Annotated in this window: 17 protein-coding genes and 1 pseudogene; 11 read left to right on the top strand and 7 right to left on the bottom strand. The window is 69.7% G+C overall.

Annotated elements, in window-relative coordinates; all coding sequences use genetic code 11:
* Positions 1-521: pseudogene (locus FUT87_RS29150) on the top strand (hypothetical protein); the annotation flags it as partial.
* A 69-nt stretch (positions 522-590) separates the two neighbouring features.
* Here FUT87_RS29150 and FUT87_RS21400 read toward each other — a convergent pair.
* From FUT87_RS21400 to FUT87_RS21390, 3 genes are all read right to left on the bottom strand, one after another.
* On the bottom strand, positions 591-1,325 hold the full coding sequence (locus FUT87_RS21400) for a site-2 protease family protein (protein WP_147242323.1): 735 nt from the start codon (positions 1,323-1,325) through the stop codon (positions 591-593).
* Between the two features lie 4 nt (positions 1,326-1,329).
* Positions 1,330-2,247, bottom strand: coding sequence for a DUF2167 domain-containing protein (locus tag FUT87_RS21395; protein WP_147240725.1), 918 nt, complete (start codon positions 2,245-2,247; stop codon positions 1,330-1,332).
* Positions 2,248-2,464: 217 nt separating this feature from the next.
* Entirely contained in the window at positions 2,465-6,025 is a 3,561-nt protein-coding gene (locus FUT87_RS21390; protein ID WP_147242322.1) for an indolepyruvate ferredoxin oxidoreductase family protein, read from the bottom strand.
* Between the two features lie 241 nt (positions 6,026-6,266).
* Here FUT87_RS21390 and FUT87_RS21385 point away from each other — a divergent pair, with 241 nt between their 5' ends.
* Entirely contained in the window at positions 6,267-6,851 is a 585-nt protein-coding gene (locus tag FUT87_RS21385) for an Lrp/AsnC family transcriptional regulator (RefSeq protein WP_255511732.1), read from the top strand.
* Between the two features lie 94 nt (positions 6,852-6,945).
* On the opposite strand, the gene FUT87_RS21380 is transcribed toward FUT87_RS21385, so the two are convergent.
* Entirely contained in the window at positions 6,946-7,167 is a 222-nt protein-coding gene (locus FUT87_RS21380; RefSeq protein WP_147240727.1) for a hypothetical protein, read from the bottom strand.
* Positions 7,164-7,448: a hypothetical protein gene (locus FUT87_RS21375; protein WP_091728276.1), complete on the bottom strand. Its 285-nt coding sequence runs from the start codon at positions 7,446-7,448 to the stop codon at positions 7,164-7,166. Before FUT87_RS21375 ends, FUT87_RS21380 begins: the two co-directional genes overlap by 4 nt.
* 367 nt (positions 7,449-7,815) lie before the next feature.
* On the opposite strand from FUT87_RS21375, the gene FUT87_RS21370 reads away from it, so the two are divergent.
* The 8 genes from FUT87_RS21370 (at position 7,816) to FUT87_RS21335 (ending at position 14,278) form a co-directional block, all read left to right on the top strand.
* Positions 7,816-8,700 (top strand): EamA family transporter, encoded by an 885-nt coding sequence (locus FUT87_RS21370; protein WP_147240728.1) that lies wholly within the window; start codon positions 7,816-7,818, stop codon positions 8,698-8,700.
* The gene (locus FUT87_RS21365) at positions 8,697-9,404 is read left to right on the top strand and encodes a hypothetical protein (RefSeq protein ID WP_147240729.1); all 708 of its coding nucleotides are present in this window, start codon (positions 8,697-8,699) and stop codon (positions 9,402-9,404) included. Before FUT87_RS21370 ends, FUT87_RS21365 begins: the two co-directional genes overlap by 4 nt.
* Before the next feature lie 69 nt (positions 9,405-9,473).
* Positions 9,474-10,202, top strand: coding sequence for a hypothetical protein (locus FUT87_RS21360; protein ID WP_147240730.1), 729 nt, complete (start codon positions 9,474-9,476; stop codon positions 10,200-10,202).
* Positions 10,203-10,316: 114 nt separating this feature from the next.
* The gene (locus FUT87_RS21355) at positions 10,317-11,705 is read left to right on the top strand and encodes a glycoside hydrolase family 18 protein (protein WP_147242321.1); all 1,389 of its coding nucleotides are present in this window, start codon (positions 10,317-10,319) and stop codon (positions 11,703-11,705) included.
* Between the two features lie 34 nt (positions 11,706-11,739).
* Positions 11,740-12,186 (top strand): methylglyoxal synthase, encoded by a 447-nt coding sequence (locus FUT87_RS21350; RefSeq protein ID WP_147242320.1) that lies wholly within the window; start codon positions 11,740-11,742, stop codon positions 12,184-12,186.
* A gap of 57 nt (positions 12,187-12,243) precedes the next feature.
* A complete protein-coding gene (locus FUT87_RS21345; RefSeq protein WP_147242319.1) occupies positions 12,244-12,924 on the top strand; it encodes a YciI family protein in 681 nt (226 codons plus the stop codon).
* A gap of 101 nt (positions 12,925-13,025) precedes the next feature.
* Positions 13,026-13,721, top strand: coding sequence for a helix-turn-helix transcriptional regulator (locus tag FUT87_RS21340; protein WP_091728253.1), 696 nt, complete (start codon positions 13,026-13,028; stop codon positions 13,719-13,721).
* The gene (locus FUT87_RS21335) at positions 13,718-14,278 is read left to right on the top strand and encodes a DUF6036 family nucleotidyltransferase (protein ID WP_091728250.1); all 561 of its coding nucleotides are present in this window, start codon (positions 13,718-13,720) and stop codon (positions 14,276-14,278) included. The genes FUT87_RS21340 and FUT87_RS21335 overlap by 4 nt, the downstream gene beginning before the upstream one ends.
* 14 nt (positions 14,279-14,292) lie before the next feature.
* On the opposite strand, the gene FUT87_RS21330 is transcribed toward FUT87_RS21335, so the two are convergent.
* Positions 14,293-15,798: a M28 family peptidase gene (locus FUT87_RS21330; protein ID WP_147242318.1), complete on the bottom strand. Its 1,506-nt coding sequence runs from the start codon at positions 15,796-15,798 to the stop codon at positions 14,293-14,295.
* A 65-nt stretch (positions 15,799-15,863) separates the two neighbouring features.
* Positions 15,864-16,535 carry a dienelactone hydrolase family protein gene (locus FUT87_RS21325; RefSeq protein ID WP_091731663.1) on the bottom strand — a complete coding sequence of 224 codons (672 nt, stop codon included), beginning with the start codon at positions 16,533-16,535 and terminating at the stop codon, positions 15,864-15,866.
* 104 nt (positions 16,536-16,639) lie between these two features.
* Here FUT87_RS21325 and FUT87_RS21320 point away from each other — a divergent pair.
* Positions 16,640-17,414 (top strand): DUF2157 domain-containing protein (locus tag FUT87_RS21320; RefSeq protein WP_147242317.1); only part of this gene is annotated, 775 nt, incomplete at its 3' end.

The raw sequence follows: 17,414 nt of genomic DNA, 5'->3' as shown, positions 1-17,414 counted from the left end.
TGCTCGCGGTCATCGGCTGGCTGGCGCGACCGGTTCTGGATCCGGCGAGCGGCGAGGCGCCGGGCCTGGACGACGTCCACGAGCGCGTCGCCCAATGGCGCGCGGCGGTGGACAAGCAGATCCGGCGCTTCGACCGCCTCGATGCCGAGGGCCGGCATCACCTGCGTCGTCGCTTGCGTCGCCTGCGGCTGGCGCTGGAACTGAGCGCTGCCGTGCCTGGTGGCGCGGCGGGCCGGCGGTTGTCGAAGAAGGAAATCGAGGCGCGCGGCAAGCTGCTCGCGCGGGTCCATGAGGCCGCTCAGCGGCTGGGCGCGCTGAACGACCTCGAGGTCGGCCTCGCGCAGGCCCGCGAGCAGCTGGCGATGGCGATGGCCAGCGGCGACGTGCCCGCCGCGGCGCAAGCGGGGTTCTCGCTGGGCTGGCTGCGGCCCCGCCAGCGGCAGGCGCTGGAGAAGGCGCGCAAGGCGGTGCGGGCCGTCAAGCCCGCGACGCCGGCCAAGCCCTCCAAGGGGAAGAACTAGAGGGAGAGGCGCCCGGGCGCACCGAGCGGACCCAGCGCGCCGGACCGAGCCGTCCGAGCGGACGCGTCGTCAGGCGCTTCCACCCAGGTGCCGCGCGGCGCCCAGCATCTCGTGGACGTCGTGCGTCATCACCGCGAGGAAGGCCGCCAGGCCGATGTAGTAGGCGGCGTACTCCCACTTCACGCGGGTCGGGACCGCGTAGTAGGTGAGCGCCTCGTCGCTGTCGGCTCTGTACTTCCAGGCCTTGACCAGCTGCGGGCCCGCCATCAGCGCGATCAGCAGCAGCATCGGGCTGGGCCGGTACAGGAACAGCCCGACCAGCACCGGCACGCCGGCGAACCAGATCCGCGGCGACAGCACCGCGGTGATCCGGCCGCCGTCGAAGGGCGACAGCGGGATCAGGTTGAACAGGTTCAGGAAGAAGCCGGCATACGAGACCGCCAGCAGCCAGTCCAGGTTCCAGCTCCGCGCCAGCAGGTAGCAGACGGTGGCGCCGACAGTGCCCAGCAGCGGCCCGCCCAGGCCGATGTAGGCCTCGGTCTGCGCGTCGTGGGGCATGTGCTTGAGCTCGACCCAGGCGCCGACGAAGGGAATGAAGGTCGGCAGCCCGACGTCCAGGCCCTTCTGGCGCGCGGCGATGAAGTGGCCCATCTCGTGCACGAACATCAGCGCGACGAAACCCACCGCGTAGCGCCAGCCGTAGACCCAGGCGTAGAGCAGCACCGACAGCAGCATCGTGCCGCCGCTGAGCAGCAGCTTGCTCAGCTTGGCGCCCGACAGCAGCAGCAACAGCAGCTTGGTCATCGCCTCAGGACTCCGCGGCTTCGGACTTCTTGCGGCCGAACAGCTTCAGGATCGCGCCGCCGAAGGCCACGCCCGCCAGCAGGATGACCTTGGCGAACTTCAGGAAGAAGGCGCCGATCACCGCCAGCAGGCCCAGCTTCTTCGCACCGACACCCAGCACCAGCGCGGCCAGGCCGTACTCGGCCACGTGGTCGGTGCTCGCGTTGAAATCGGCGTAGCGCTTGCCGTCGTTGAACTCCAGCGCGCCCAGCAGCTGCTGCGCATCGCCCTGGTACTTGGGCAGGTCGTTCAGGCCGGTGACCAGGTTGAGCGACATGTAGCCCTCGCGGCCCAGCGCATAGGTGTTGTAGTTGACGCCCAGCGGCTCGTCGGCCGGCGCGCCCACCTCGCGCGACTTCATCGCCCACACCAGCCGGTGGGTGTCGGCCGCGTAGGTCGGCTGCTGCGCCCAGCCGGTGATCTCCAGCGCGCGGCCGCCCATCTTCTTGCGCTCCTCGTTGCTGGCCTCGGTGCCTTCCTTGAAGCTCTTGAGCATGTCGGCGGCGTCCCAGTGCTTGGCGTCGTCGTCCTTGATGTAGCCCGACTTCTCGAAGCGCAGCGTCGCGAACCACTCGCCGTCGCCGCGCGGGAACACCACGCCCTCCAGGTCGCTGTAATCGCCCGGGTTGCCCATCGCGTGCATCAGCTTGGCCGCATGCGGTTGCGGCACGTAGACCTTGCCCTCGGGCAGGTGCAGCACGGCCTGGGTGGACAGCTTGATGTCCTGCGGGCCCTTGACGATGTCGTTCTGCGCGGCGGCGATGACCTTGGCGAATTCGTTCTCGCCGGCCTGCGCCCAGACCGGCGCGGTGACCAGGGACAGCGCGCCCAGCAGGGCGGCGGCGAAGGCCCGCAGGGCGCGGGCGGGGGTGGTGGCAAGCATGGGGACTCCCTCGAAACGGACGGATGCACGGCCTCTGGCGGGCCGAGGGGTGCGAGTCTATCGATGTGGGCCATCGAAAAAGACGCACCTCCCCCTTCCGGGGGCGTCGCCGTGCGCCCAGGGTGACAAAAGACACACGGCCCGCCGGGGTGTCCCCCGGGGCGGGCCGTGTCGGTGACCGGGCGGACCGGGTGGTCCGCCGCTCAGGCTCGGCGGATCACGCCGCGTTCTGCCACTGCTGCTTCAGCTGCTCCCACTTCAGGCGCGCGGCCTTGACGTGGCGCTCCTTGACGTGGCCGTAGCCGCGGATGTCCTCCGGAATGCGGGCCAGGTCGACGGCCACCGGCAGGCGCTCGGCGCTCAGGCCCTTGGCCAGGATGGCCTCGATCGTCGCGCGGTAGTCGGCGATCAACTGGCGCTCCATCTTGCGTTCCTCGGTGTGGCCGAACGGATCGAAGGCGGTGCCGCGCAATCCCTTCATCTTCGCCAGCATGCCCATGGCCGGACGCACCCAGCCGCCGAAGGGGCGCTTCTGCAGCTCGCCCTTGTCGTTCTTCTTGGCGAGCATCGGCGGGGCCAGGTGGTGCACGACCTTGAAGTCGCCTTCGAACTGACCCTTGATCTTGTCGAGGAACTTCGTGTCCGTGTGCAGGCGGGCGACTTCGTACTCGTCCTTGTAGGCCATCAGCTTGAACAGATAGCGCGCGACGGCCTCGGTCAGCCGTGTGCCGCCTACCGGCTGCTCCGCTTGACGGACCTTCTCGACGAAGGTCCGGTACTGCTCGGCGTAGGCCGCGTTCTGGTAGTCGGTCAGGAACTCGACGCGCTTGGCGATCAGCTCGTCCACGCCCTGGCGCTTGACGAAGTTGATCACCTGCTGGGCCGCGAACAGCGACTGCACCGCGGCCAGGTCATGGGCGCAGCGACGGCCCCATTCGAAGGCGGCCTTGTTGTTGTCGACCTGCACGCCGTTGAGCTCGATGGCGCGCATCAGCGCGGCGTGGCTCAGCGGCACGCGGCCCTTCTGCCAGGCGAAGCCCAGCATCAGCGGGTTGGTGTACAGCGAGTCGCCCAGCAACTTCACCGCCACTTCCTCCGCGTCGAACATGCCCAGGTGCGGCGCGCCGACGGCCTTCTGCACCGCGGCCTCGCAGGCGGCGCCGGGGAAGGACCAGTTGGCGTCGTTGACCAGCGTGGCGGTGGGCGAGCCATGCGTGTTCAGCGCGACAAAGCTGCGGCCCTCGCGCATCACGGCCAGCGTCGTCTTGTTGGCGGCGACGATGGAATCGCAGGCGATGACCAGGTCGGCCTCGGCGGTGCCGACCTTGGTGCAGTAGATCGCGTCCGGCGAGTTGGCGATCTGGATGTGGCTCCAGGTCGCGCCGCCCTTCTGGGCGAGGCCCGCGGCGTCCTGCGTGACGACGCCCTTGCCCTCCAGATGCGCGGCCATGCCCAGCAGCTGGCCGATCGTGATCACGCCGGTGCCGCCGACGCCGGCCACCACGATGCCCCAGGCCTCGACCGGGTTGGGCACCAGCGGCTGCGGGATCGCCGGCAGCGAGGCGTCGAAGGGGCTGACGCGCTTGTCCTTCTTCGGCTTCCTGAGCTCGCCGCCCTCGATGGTGACGAAGCTCGGGCAGAAGCCCTTCACGCAGCTGAAGTCCTTGTTGCAGGTGTTCTGGTTGATCTGGCGCTTGCGGCCGAACTCGGTCTCCAGCGGCTCGACCGACAGGCAGTTCGATTGCACCGAGCAGTCGCCGCAGCCCTCGCAGACCAGCTCGTTGATGACGGTGCGCTTGGCCGGGTCGACCAGCTTGCCGCGCTTGCGACGGCGGCGCTTCTCGGTGGCGCAGGTCTGGTCGTAGATGATGACCGTGGTGCCGGGGATCTCGCGGAACTGGCGCTGGATGGCGTCGAGCTCGTCGCGGTGATGCACGGTCACGCCGGCCGCGAGCGGCTTGCCGTCGTACTTCTCCGGCTCGTCGGTGACGATGACCAGCTTGGCGACGCCTTCGCTGATCAGGCTGTTCATGATCTGCGTGACGCTGTGGCCCTCGGGGCGCTCGCCGACCTGCTGGCCGCCGGTCATCGCGACGGCGTCGTTGTAGAGCACCTTGTAGGTGATGTTCACGCCGGCGGCGATGGACTGGCGGATCGCCAGGATGCCGCTGTGGAAGTAGGTCCCGTCGCCGAGGTTGCTGAAGATGTGCTTCTCGTCGGTGAACGGCGCCTGGCCCACCCAGGGCACGCCTTCGCCGCCCATCTGGGTGAAGGTCGCGGTGTTGCGGCCCGGCATCCAGGTGACCATGTAGTGGCAGCCGATGCCGCCGACGGCGCGCGAGCCGTCCGGCACGCGAGTGCTGGTGTTGTGCGGGCAGCCGGAGCAGAACCAGGGCGTGCGGTCGGCGCCGCCGGCGGTCTTCTCCTCGCTCTTGAGCGACTGCTCCTTGGCGTCGATCAGCGCGACGCGCGAGTCCAGGCGCGCGGCCGTGTCGGCGTCCACGCCCAGCTTCTTCAGGCGCTTGGCGATGGCGCGGGCGATGATGGCCGGCGTCAGGTCCGCCTGCGGGCGCAGCAGCCAGTTGCTGCTGGGGTTGGGCTGGCTCCATTCGCCGCCGCTGCGGTCGCCGTCGGACTCGTCGAACTTGCCCAGCACGTTCGGGCGGACGTCGGGGCGCCAGTTGTACAGCTCTTCCTTGAGCTGGTACTCGATCATCTGGCGCTTCTCCTCGATGACGAGGATTTCCTGCAGCCCGGTGGCGAAGTCGCGGGTGATGGTGGCTTCCAGCGGCCACACGACGTTGACCTTGTGCAGCCGGATGCCCAGGCGGCGGCAGCTGTCGTCGTCCAGGCCCAGGTCGTGCAGCGCCTGGCGGGTGTCGTTCCAGGCCTTGCCGGAGGCGATCAGGCCGATGCGGTCGTTGGGCGTGCTGATGACGTTGTGGTTGAGCTTGTTCGCGCGGACGTAGGCGAGGGCGGCGTACCACTTGAAGTCCATCATCCGGGCTTCCTGGTCCAGCGGCGGATCGGGCCAGCGGATGTGCAGGCCGCCCGGGGGCATCTGGAAGTCGGTGGGCAGCACGATGTCGACGCGGTCGGGATCGATGGAGACGCTGCTGGAGGACTCGACGATCTCCTGGATCGTCTTGAGCCCGGACCACAGGCCCGAGAAGCGGCTCATCGCGAAGGCGTGCAGGCCCATGTCGAGGATGTCCTGGACGCTCGACGGGAAGAAGACCGGGAAGCCGACCGCCTTGAAGACGTGGTCGCTCTGGTGGGCGGCGGTGGAGCTCTTGGCGATGTGGTCGTCGCCGGCGATCGCGATCACGCCGCCATGCTTGCTGGTGCCGGCCATGTTGGCGTGCTTGAAGACGTCGATGCAGCGGTCGACGCCGGGGCCCTTGCCGTACCACATGCCGAAGACGCCATCGAATTTGGCCTTCTCGGGGAACAGCGCCATCTGCTGGGTGCCCCAGACGGCGGTGGCGCCGAGTTCCTCGTTGACGCCGGGCTGGAAGACGATGTTCTGCTTGGCCAGGTGCTTCTTGGCGGCCATCAGGGCCTGGTCGTAGCCGCCCAGCGGGGAGCCGCGGTAGCCGGAGATGAAGCCGGCGGTGTTCAGGCCGGCGATGGCGTCGCGGGTGCGTTGCAGCATCGGCAGGCGGACCAGCGCCTGGACGCCGCTCATGAAGGCGCGGCCCTCGTCGAGTGCGTATTTGTCATCCAGCGTGACCTTCTCGAGGGCGCGCAGGATGTGTTCGGGCAAGGGGGCGTTCATGCGGGGAGTCTCCTGATGGGTGGCTGACCTCCGGTCCCCGCTTGTGGCGGGGCCGTGTGCCGTGGCTGCCGACGCGTCGCCAGTATGGGCGCGCGCGGAAAACGCAGCGAACAGTGTAGGAAACAATGCCCGGCGAGTGTTTGCTAGTTCTCCGCCGTCGCGGGCTGTTTGAGCAAGAATCTTTCCCGAACCGGTTCAAGGAGTTCGTATGGCATCGAAAAATGGCGCATCAGGGAAAACCATGAGGGTGCCGGCAGGGTCGCCGGGCGGCGACGACGCCGAGGACGGGGTGGGGCCGGGCGGGTCGATCGGTGGGTCGAATGGATTGAATGGCGGGGCGCCGAACGGGGAACTCGACCGGTATCACGTGGCGATCCTGGCCGAACTGCAGCGCGAGGCGCGGTTGTCCAACGCCGAATTGGCGGCGCGCATCGGGTTGTCGCCGGCGCCGACGTGGCGGCGGGTGCGGTGGCTGGAGGAGCAGGGCTTCATCACCGGCTACCGCGCGGAGATCGACCGCCGCCGGCTGGGCCTGGGCGTGCTCGCGTTCGTGCGGGTGGACGCGGACCGCAACAACGGCGCCGCGACGAAGGAGCTGGAGGAGGCGATCCGGCAGCTGCCGGAGGTGATCGCCTGCCACTACATCAGCGGCGCGGGCACCTTCGAGCTCGAGGTCATGGCGACCGACCTGGATGCGTTCAGCCGGTTCTCGATCGACACGCTGCTGAACCTGCCGAACGTGAAAGATATCCACACGAGTTTCTCGCTCGGTGAAGTAAAGGCCGGCGGCGCATTACCGCTCGGGCATTTGAAACCGAAGGGATGAGCGACGGCGGAGAAACTTCCGGCATATCTGTCCACTTTACTTCCGGTGAATGGGAAATGCGGTCGTCGAATACTCGACGACCGCCGGGTGGTTTCTAGCCACGTTTCTCAAACCCGCCTGCCGTCCAGGCGATCAGGCTGAGCAAGAGGGCCGTGCAGAAAACCGTCAACGCCCAGGAAGGCAGCGTGGGCCAATCTCCGAACAAACCGCGTTGGACGACCGGTTGGAGGATGGCGATCAGGCTCACCGACCTGACCAGCCAACGCGGCGACAGCGTCGTCGCGGAAACTGGCTTGTCGGCCACGATGTGCTTCACTGCTGCGCGTGGGAGATTTGGCGCTCGGAGCTGAGGCCGCCGCTGAACAGCCCGCCGCCGATGAAGCCGCCGATGCCGCCCGCGATGAACCCGACGCCGAAACCAAATGCCGCGCCGGGGCCCAGCACCGCGCCGGTGATTCCCCCGGCGATGCCGGTCCCGACCGCACCGGCCCAGGCCCCTTGGACGGCAGCTTGCGTGTCCCAGCCGCCGGCCACGCTGTCGATTTCCTCCGCAGACAGTTCGCGGAATCCGGCTTGGGAGAGTTCCATCGTCAACATATGCGTTCTCCTATGAATCCTGTCGATATTGAAGGCCGCCGGGATGGCGGCGCCAGGAGCGACCCCTTCGTATTTCTCGAGTCGCGGAGCAACGCTAAATGCCGATGGATATCGCTGGAACTAGGGGAAATTCCATCATGGATATCTGTTAACTGAAATCAGTGGGAATTCCTCCGCATGCTCGCTGCGGCCCGGTGAAAACAAGTCGGTCGGGCATTCGAGCCCGGCGCTGGTCAATATTAAGTGGCTGAAACTCGTCAGGCGCCGGCAACGTCCGCTGTACCGGTCGGCATCGCAAGTCCCTGTACCGGGCCGCCGCGCGGGCCCGCTGGCATAGTCGGCGGTCCCCCCGCTCGCCCTGGCCGCCATGACGCTCCCGCTCCGCCATTTCCTGCTCGCGCTGACCGTGGTCGCCATCTGGGGAAGCAACTTCGTCGTGATCCGCTGGGGCCTGAACGCGTTCCCGCCGCTGCTGTTCGCCGCGCTGCGGTTCACGCTGGCGACCTTGCCGGCCATCCTCTTCCTGCCGCGGCCCAAGGTCGGCTGGCGCAACCTCGCCGCGTATGGCGCCTTCGTCGGCGTCGGGCAGTTCGGCCTGCTCTACCTGGCGATGCGCTCGCAGATCTCGCCCGGGCTCGCCTCCCTGGTCATCCAGACCCAGGTCTTCTTCACCCTGCTGCTGGCCATGCGCCTGAGCGGCGAACGCGTCCAGGGCTTCCAGTGGCTCGCGCTGGCCATGGCCGCGGCCGGCATCGGCGTCATCGCCTCGCACACCGACGGCACCACCACCGTGCTCGGCCTGGCAATGGTGCTGCTGGCGGCCTTCAGCTGGTCCAGCGGCAACATCGTCGGCAAGCGCGCCGGCTCCGTGAACATGCTCGCCTACGTGGTCTGGAGCAGCGCCTTCGCCGCGCCGCCGCTGTTCGCGCTCTCCTTCGTCGTCGAAGGCCCGGCCCGCATGGGCGAGGCGCTCCAGCACGCCGGCCTCGGCGCCTGGGCTGCCGTGCTTTGGCAGGCGGTCGGGAACACGCTGTTCGGCTACGGCGCCTGGAGCTGGCTGCTCTCGCGCCATCCCGCCGCGACCATCGTCCCGATGGCGCTGCTGGTCCCGGTCTTCGGCATGAGCTGCTCCGCGCTGCTGCTGGGCGAAGGCCTGCCGCCCTGGAAGTTGATGGCCGCGGCGCTGGTGATGAGCGGCCTGGCGGTGAACCTGCTGTGGCCGCGGATGCGCGGCGCGCTGCGCGCCGCATGACCGCCTCGGCCGCGGCGGCTGCGCGTGTCGCCGCCGCGCTGATGCTGGCCTCGTCCGCGGCGCTCGCCCAGTTCGCGCCGCCGGAAACCGGCAGGACACCGGCCGCACCCTCGGTGCGCGACCAGGAAATCGCGGAATGCCGCCCCGGCGAGCTTCAGACCTGGGGCGATGGGCGCGACCGCCCGATCGCCTCGCGCGCGCTGCGCTTCGCCTATCGGCACGACAACGCGCCGCCATGGTTCAGCGAGGCGCAGGTGATGGCGCTCGTGACGCGCTCGGCCCAGGCCTGGTCCACTTGCGGGCTCAAGCTCGCCGTCATCGCGGTGCCGCGCGGCCAGGCGCCGCCCGAGGACGCCATCCAGATCCTGTGGAGCGACGTTGGCAGCCGCGGCCAGTTCGCGCTGGCCAACGTGGGCGCGCGCAGCCTGTCGATCGGGCCGGCCCTGTTCGCGCTGCTGCGGGAGCGCAACCCCAGACACCCGGCCGCGCAGACGCTGCAGATGGTGCTGTCGCACGAGATGGGGCACTTCCTCGGCCTGATGGCGCATTCGAAACGCTGCGTGGACACGATGTCCTACTACGACAACGGCAAGGGTGAACGCTGCGCGCTGCGCGACCCGAAGAGCTGGGGCAGCGTCGTCGAGTACCGCTCGGCGCTGCCCACCGCCTGCGACATCGAGCGCTGCCGCGCGCTCAACCGCTGAGCCCCGCGGCGACCGGGCCACGCCGCACGACGGCCCCGGCCGCGACGGCCGACGGCGTATGCTGCCGCGATGAACCCGACACGCCGCTTCGTCCTTTCCGCCGCGTCTCGCGTCGCGCTCCTCGCCGTGCTGCTCGGCGCCAGCGCCGCCTTGATGGGGCCCGCCCGCGCGCAGGGCCCGAAGCAGAACCTGCAGGTCGAGCTGCGCTGGGTCGAATCGGAGCTCAGCGGCGCCACCGTCGCCGGCGTGCGCGACGGCAGCACCGTCGTGAGCACCGGCGGCAGCGTCTCGGCGCGCGGCGGCGTGACGCTCTCCACCGAGAACCGCGAGCAGCGCCAGCAGCTCTTCCCGCGCCTGCTGGTGCTCAACGGCGCGCAGGCCTCGTTCACGATGACCGAGTCGACGCCGATCCAGTGGGTCGACGTCGCGCTGGACCGCCAGCAGGGCGAGCGCGATCGCGTGGTGGTCGTGCCGCGCCAGGGGCTGGCCGAGCGGGTGCGCGGCATCGTCGTGCGGCCCAGCTGGCCGGGCGGCCGCAATCCGGTGAACGTCGAAGTCCGGGCGTCGGACCAGGCGCAGATGCCATCCGGCGGTGCCTACGGGACCTCGCTGCCCGACGCCCAGCAGCGGCCCAGCACCGACGTGCTCAGCACCGTCCAGGCGCCGTTGGGGATCTGGGTCACCATCGCTCGCACCGGCAGCGTGACGGCGAGCGCCAGTCGCAACGTCTACAGCACGCGCGATGCCGAGGTGCAGAAACTGCGGGAACTGCAACTGCGGGTGGATGCCGCGCCGTAACGAAAGTGGCTCCATAACGGTATTTTCGAATCGCGCTTCTCGGCGAAATTGGTATTTGACTGGTGTTGATTTTCGCGGTGATCGGCTAAGCTCCGGCGTCCACTGGAGACCCGCATGCCCGCTCGAGTCCTGTCCCACCTGCCCACTCCGTTGACCGCCGCCATCACCTCGCTCGGAGCCATCGCCGCCTCGGCCGCCATCGCCGCGACGCCCGCGCCCGGCGCGGCGGCCGGCTCCGCGCCCGATGCCGCAGCCGAGGCCGCGGGCTACCCGCTCTTCGGCGGCAAGCCGGTGGCGTTCGAGCGCACCGGCAACAAGGTCGTCGGGATCTATGTCCCGAACTGGGAGCCGGTCGAGCTGATCGAGCGCGTGCCGCCGCAGAACCTGACCCACGTGCTCTACGCCTTCCTGCGCCTGTGCGGCCCCGGCCAGTTGGAGAAGGACGCCGCCAAGTGCGTGGGCAGGCAGGACTTCGAGATCGGCACCGGACCGGTCGACGCGCGCTTCGATGCCGCCTTCCAGCGCTACAAGCAGCGGGCGCCGCACCTGAAGATCGTCGCGTCGATCGGCGGCTGGGGCGGCTCGGATCCGATCTTCCATCTCGCGGGCGATCCGGCCCGGCGCGCGGTCTTCGCGGCCTCGGCGCAGCGCTTCCTGCGCGAGCATCCGGCCTTCGACGGCATCGACATCGACTGGGAGCATCCCGGCAACAACGGCGCGGCCAACGGCGTGCAGCTCGGCAGCCCGCGCGACGGCCAGTACTACGCCGAGCTGATGGCCGACCTGCGCCGGGCGCTGGACGCGCTGACCGCCGAGACCGGCCGTCCCTACCTGCTGACCACGGCGGTCAATCCGATGGACTCGATCGTCGGCAAGATCAATTTCAAGGACGCCGCCAAGCCGCTCGACCTCGTCTTCATGATGAGCTACGACTTCTACGGCATGTGGTCGCCGGTGGCCGGCCATCACACCGCGCTGCGGTCCTCGTCGGCGCAGGCGGACGACAGCCTGGAGCGCGCCGTGCGCAACCTGGAGACCGCGGGCGTGCCGCGCTCCAAGCTGGTGGCCGGCGTGGCGATGTACGGCCGGGGCTTCACCGGTGTCGGCCAGACGCGGGCTGGCGCGGCCAAGACCGGCGCCTATCCGGGCGCCGAAGGCGCGCAGGGCTATCGCGAGATCGCCGGGCGCATCCTCGACGCGAAGGGCCAGGGCCGCGCGGGCTACCAGTCGGTCTGGGACCCGGTGACGCAGTCATGGTCGCTGTACCACCCGAAGCTGAAGCTCTGGATGGGCTACGACGATCCGCGGGCGGTGCTGGCCAAGGGCCGCTTCGCGCGGGAGCTCGGCCTGGCGGGCGTCTTCGCCTGGGAGCTGAGCCAGGACAACGGCGACCTGCTCAATGCGATGAACCGCGGTGTCGGCAACCTGCCGCTGACCGGCGCCGCGGCGCAGGAGCCGGCGGCCCGGGCCGCGACGGCGGCGCAGAAAGAACCGCGTCGGTAACTCGCGGCCTGCGCGCCGGGCCTACGATCGCGCCATGACCGCACCGACCTCCCTCGACCTGCCGGCGGCGAGCGCCGCTCCCGCGCGCCTGCGCATCGCCCTGATCGCCCACGACGGCAAGAAGGACGAGATGGTGATGCTCGCTACCGAGTTCGCCGACTTCCTCGGCGGCTGCGAGCTGGTCGCGACCGGCACGACCGGCGCGCGCCTGACGGCCGAGGTGGGCCTGGTGGTCGAGCGCATGCTGTCCGGTCCGCATGGCGGCGACCTGCAGATCGGTGCGCGGCTGGCGGTGGGGCAGATCGACGCGGTGGTGTTCCTGCGCGACCCGATGACGCCGCAGCCGCATGAACCCGACATCAACGCGCTGGTCCGGGCCTGCGACGTGCACGACGTCGCCTGCGCCACCAACGTGGCCAGCGGCCGGCTGATGCTGCGGTCGCTGCAGGTGCTGGGCGCCGCGGGCGGCGGGCGGGAGTAGAGTCGTCCGCCGAAGCCGGCGACCCGTCGCTCGCCGGCCGACGACAAGGAGACTCCGATGCAACGACGTTCCCTGGTCGCCGCGGCGACCGCGATGCCGGCGCTGTTGCCGCTGATGGCGCTGCCGTCGCGCGGCCGCGCGCAGACGCTGGCGGCCGAGCAGCAGTGGTTCATCTTCCTGGAGACCGGCCGGCCGGTGCCGGAGGACAAGGCCGCGGTCGCGGCGATGCAGGCCGGGCACCTTGAGAACTTCAAGCGGCTCTTCGCCGACGGCAAGCTGTTCGCGGCCGGCCCGATGCGCGACCCGGCGCGGGTCAAGCGCGGCATCGTCGTGGTGCAGGCACCCAACCGCCAAGTGCTGATGAGCTACTTCCAGCCCGACGAGTATGTCCGCGAGGGCTACATGACGGTCAACGCGCAGCCGGCGAAGGTCCACCAGGCGCTGAACCACACCGGCATCGATCCCAATGGCATCGAGGAGCACCGCATCGTGCTGTTCAGCCGCGCGGAGGAGAAGGACCGGGAGGCGGTGCCGGTGTTCCTCCAGCGCGCGCTCGACGAGGGCGTCATCGGCGCCTGGTACTCGCTGGAGGACGGCCCAGTGGGCGAGGTCGTCTTCATGCGCGGCACCGACGAGACGGCGCTGCGCAAGACCATGGCCGAGTATCCGGGGCTCTCCGACCAGCGCGTCACGATGAAGATCTGGGCGCAGTGGCTGGGGAAGGGTGTGCTGAAGTAGTCGCCGGAGGCGGGCACGGGGCCCGGTAGTCAAAAACCGAAAAGGCGCCGTTGGTCAACAAAATGACCAAAACGGCGCTTTTTGATTAATATGCTGACCACATGAGCAGCGCCTCCGTCATTTCCGTGCTGGATCGCCAGCTGCTGTTGCAGCTTGGTGAGCGACTGCGCCGTCTGCGCAAGTCGCAGGGACTGGGCACAGTGGACATGGCTGCGAAAGTCGGCATCACTCGAAACACGCTGAGGGCGGTGGAGTCGGGCGATCCTGCGCCTTCCATCGGGAGCTACCTGCGCGTGATGTCCGTCTTGGGCGTGAGCGCTGAACTTGCCTTGCTGGCTGGCGACTCGTTGCAGCCACCGCCGGCGGATTCGGCTGCTGCGAGATCGCGGCGCGACGCGCCGGTGGTGCGCGTGCTGGTATCGGCCCGGGAGACGCAACATCGACTTCAGGATCTGCAGAGCCTCGCCTTGCATGAAGAGGCGGTGCGGCGAGTCAAGGCCGATCCGTCGCTCGTGCATCGCGCCGAGGCCACCGTCGAGCGCTGGCTGGCGGCGGGGGATGCCAGATCGGCGCCGCTGTGGCGGGAATGGCAGGACATCCTGCGCGCCGGGAGCTGGCGCAAAGTGCTTGGCGTGTCGCGCCGGGCGCAGCAGTTGCGGCAGGCATCGCCGCTGGTCACGGTCCTCCCGGATGAGGTGCGACAACACATCTTGAGGCAGGTGAATCAACTGAAGACAGGCGTCATGCTTGGCCCGGATTCCGGCACTCCGCCGGACGGGCCAGGACAGACATCTTGAAGCGTCAGGAACTCGAGCACATCATCCGCGCCAGCGGCGACATCACGGACCAATACGAATTCGTGATCCTGGGCAGTCAGGCCATCCTCGGCACCGAGGCCCACCCCGATGCCGTCTTCACCGTCTCCATGGAGGCGGACATCTATCCATTGCGCGCGCCGCAATTGGCTGATCGGATCGATGGCGCGATCGGTGAAGGCTCCCGCTTCCACGATACCTACGGCTACTACGCCCAGGGCGTCGGGCCGGAAACGGCAGTGCTTCCTGATGACTGGATGACGCGTGTGCGCCGCGTGCAGAACGGCAATACCAACGATCGGGTCGGCTACTGTCTGGGTGTTGTGGACCTGTTCCTTGCCAAGGCGGTCGCGGGGCGCGACAAGGACCGGGAGTTCTGCATGGCGCTGCTGGCACAGGGTTACGTCCTGCCGGAAGACGCGTTGCGATTGACGGAGCGCATGGACCTGGATGCCCAGGCAGAACGACGGCTCCGCGCCACGATCCGTCGATGGGCGGAGGCGGCTTGTCCCACCCGGCCCGCCGGACCGGAGGGCTGACGTGAAACGACGCCTCAGCGCGCCAGCGGCAGCGGATAACTCGCCAGGCTCGCGTGGCCGGAACGGGACACCGCCTGCACGCCGAAGATCAGGTTGTCCTTGGACAGCGGCAGCGTGACCGTCGTGACCTTGCCGACATCCTTCGCGCCCTCCCAGGCCTGCGACTCGCTGCGGCGCCAGACGACGCGGTAACCGGCCAGCTCCGGATCGGTGCTGGCGGTCCACAGCAGCGTCGTGTCGTTGGTCAGCTCGCGCGCGTCGATGCGCGCGCCCTTGACCGGCGCAGGCGCCCACGCCAGCGTCGCCAGGCCGGCGAGGTTGATCCGCGCCACATCGGCCACGTAGGCGAAGTCGACGAATTCCGGCAGGTCGCCGTAGACCACCCCCTGCTCGGTGCGCAGGTTCTGGTGCTGGTGGCGGAAATCCTCGAAGGGCTCGGAGAAACGGACCGCCGCGTAGCCGCGCTCCAGGAAGGGCAGGTGGTCGCCGCCGCGCAGGTAGCGGTCCCGGCGCTGGATCAGGTCGATGCGGAAGCCGGGCAGGTAGCGCTCGCCCTCGGCCTTGAGGTGGCGGCCGAACTGCTGCGTCGGCAGGTCCTCGCCGCCACCGGCCATCGCCAGCGGCTGCAGCTGCTCGCGAATCGCCGCGTTGGTCTTGACCTCGTCCTCGTTGGCGGGGCTGTTGGCGTTCGCGTTCACCAGCAGGCGCAGCAACGGATCGAAGCCATCCGCGAACAGGCGCAGCCGCTTGGGATCGTGCTCGCCCTTGTCGCCGCGCGAGCTGCCGATGATGTCGTTGGTGATCATCCCCTCGACGTTCAGCCCCTGCGCCCGGGCCCGCCGCGCCCAGTGCCGCGCGCCGAGCAGGCCCTGCTCCTCGCCGGGCACCGCCATGAACACGAGCGTCGCGTCGAAACGCTGCTTCGCCGCGGCGCAGGCCATCTCCATGACGGCCGCGGTGCCGGAGGCATCGTCGTTGGCGCCCGGCGCCTCGCCCTGCGCATCCATGACGTCGCTGTTGCGCGAGTCGTAATGGCCGCTGACGACCAGCACCCGCTCGCGCGGCGTGCCGGCCGACGCGCCGGGCAGCGTGGCCACGACGTTCACCAGCTCGGTGGGCGCCGACAGCCGGTTGCCGGCCGGCTCGATGAAGGCGTCCATCGTGACCTGCAGCCGGCCGCCGGCCTTCGCGCCGCAGTCCTTGAGCTGGCGCTCGATCCAGCGCCGCGCCGCGCCGATGCCGCGCGTGTCGCTGGTCGTGTCCGACGCCGTGTGGCGCGTGCCGAAGCCGGCAAGCTTGCGGATCGTCTGTTCGATGCGCTCGGCGGAGATGTCCGCGAGCATCGGCGCCACGCGCGGATCGGGCGGCGGCGGGGCGGTCTCCGAGACGGCGCGTGCCGTGGCCGTCGCCGGTCCGGACGCCGGCGTGGTCTGCGCGGCGGCGGACGCGGCGATCAGCGCGCCGGCAGCGGCGAGGGCGACCGGGCGAACCAGACGAACCAGAAGAAGAGGACGGCGCATGGGCGATGGCGTGAGGTGAGGGGACCGGCGGGCGCCAGGGCGGAGGCCTGGCGGACGGAGTCGGATCAGGCGAGGTGCCGCTTCAGGAAGTCCAGCGTGCGCGACCAAGCCAGTTCGGCCGCCGCCTCGTCGTAGACCTCGGGGCGGGTCTTGTTGAAGAACGCGTGGTCGGCGACGTAGCGGTGGATGACGGGCTGCCGGCCGGCGGCCTGCATGCGCGCCTCGAGCGCATCGACCTTCTCCGGCGTGCACCAGTCGTCGCGCGTCGCGAAGTGGCCGAGGAAGGGCGCCTCGATCTGCGCCGGATCGGCGAACTCGGTGGGCGGGATGCCGTAGAAGCAGACCGCCGCCTGCAGGTCCTTGACGTGCACGCCGGCCGCGATCGTCAGCGCGCCGCCCATGCAGAAGCCCATCACGCCGACCTCGCCGCAGCCCAGGTGTTCGCGCAGGTGGTCCAGCGCGCCCTGCAGGTCCTGCGTCGTGGCGTCGGCGAAGTCCAGGCCGTTCATCATGTGGCTGGCCTCGTCGGCATCCGCGGCCAGGCGGCCGCGGTAGAGGTCGGGCGCGAGCGTCGTGATGCCGGCGGAGGCCAGGCGCTCGGCGATGTCCTTGATGTGGGGCTTGAGCCCCCACCACTCCTGGATGAGGATCATGCCCGGCGCGCCGTCGCCGGCGCTGGCCAGGTAGCCGGCGGTGCGTCCGCCGTCGGGGCGGTCGAATTCGATCATCTGTCCCATGTGGAACTCCCAGTGCAAGAACGGAGGATGGAAGGAAGAATCGACTCCCTCGAAGAACACCACGAGCGATCCCTGCGGGCGGTCGCATCCTGAGGGAGGACCCTGTGAGTCTGCACGAGCAGTTGTACCAATGGACGGCCCGCCAGGGCCTGGATGCGAGCAGCGCACGCCGCTTGCGGGCGCTCAGCGGCCTCGATGATCCGCCACGCGACCTGTGGACGCCGCTGCGCCTGGGCGCGGGCGCGCTGGCGGCGGGGTTGATCGGCTTCGGGCTGGTCCTGTGGGTGGCGGCGAACTGGGACGACTTCGGCCGCGCGATGCGTTTCGGGCTGCTCGAGGCGGTGACGGCGGTCAGCCTGGTCGCGGCGGCGCTGCTGGCGGCCCGGCGGGCGCCGCTGGCGCTGGTGGCCTTCCTGACGCTGGGCGGCCTGCTGGCCTACTTCGGCCAGACCTACCAGACCGGCGCGGACACCTACCAGCTGTTCGCGCTGTGGGCCGCGCTCGGACTGCCGATCGCATGGGCGGCGCGCTCGGACCTGGTGTGGACGCCCTGGGCGCTGGTCGTCGCCACCGGGATCGGGCTCTGGATGGGAACCTTCGGCGGGCACGGCTGGCGTTTCGACGGCTCGACGGTGCCAGTGCATGCGCTGGGCTTCGTCGCCTACGGCGCGCTGTGCGCGGGGCTGGCGCTGCGGCCGTCGGCGGCGTCCCAGCCCTGGGCCTGGCGGCTGGCGGTGCTGGCCTCGGTGATCGCGGTCTCGGCGACCGCGCTGGGCGGGCTCTTCGCGCGGCATGTCGCGCCGCAGTATTTCCTCGGCCTGGGCGTGATGGGCATCGGGCTGGTGCTGGCTTGGCGCCGCGCCGAGGTCTATGCGCTCA

The organism is Mitsuaria sp. TWR114, assembly GCF_007997345.1.
This window is presented reverse-complemented; position numbering and strand designations above follow the sequence as displayed.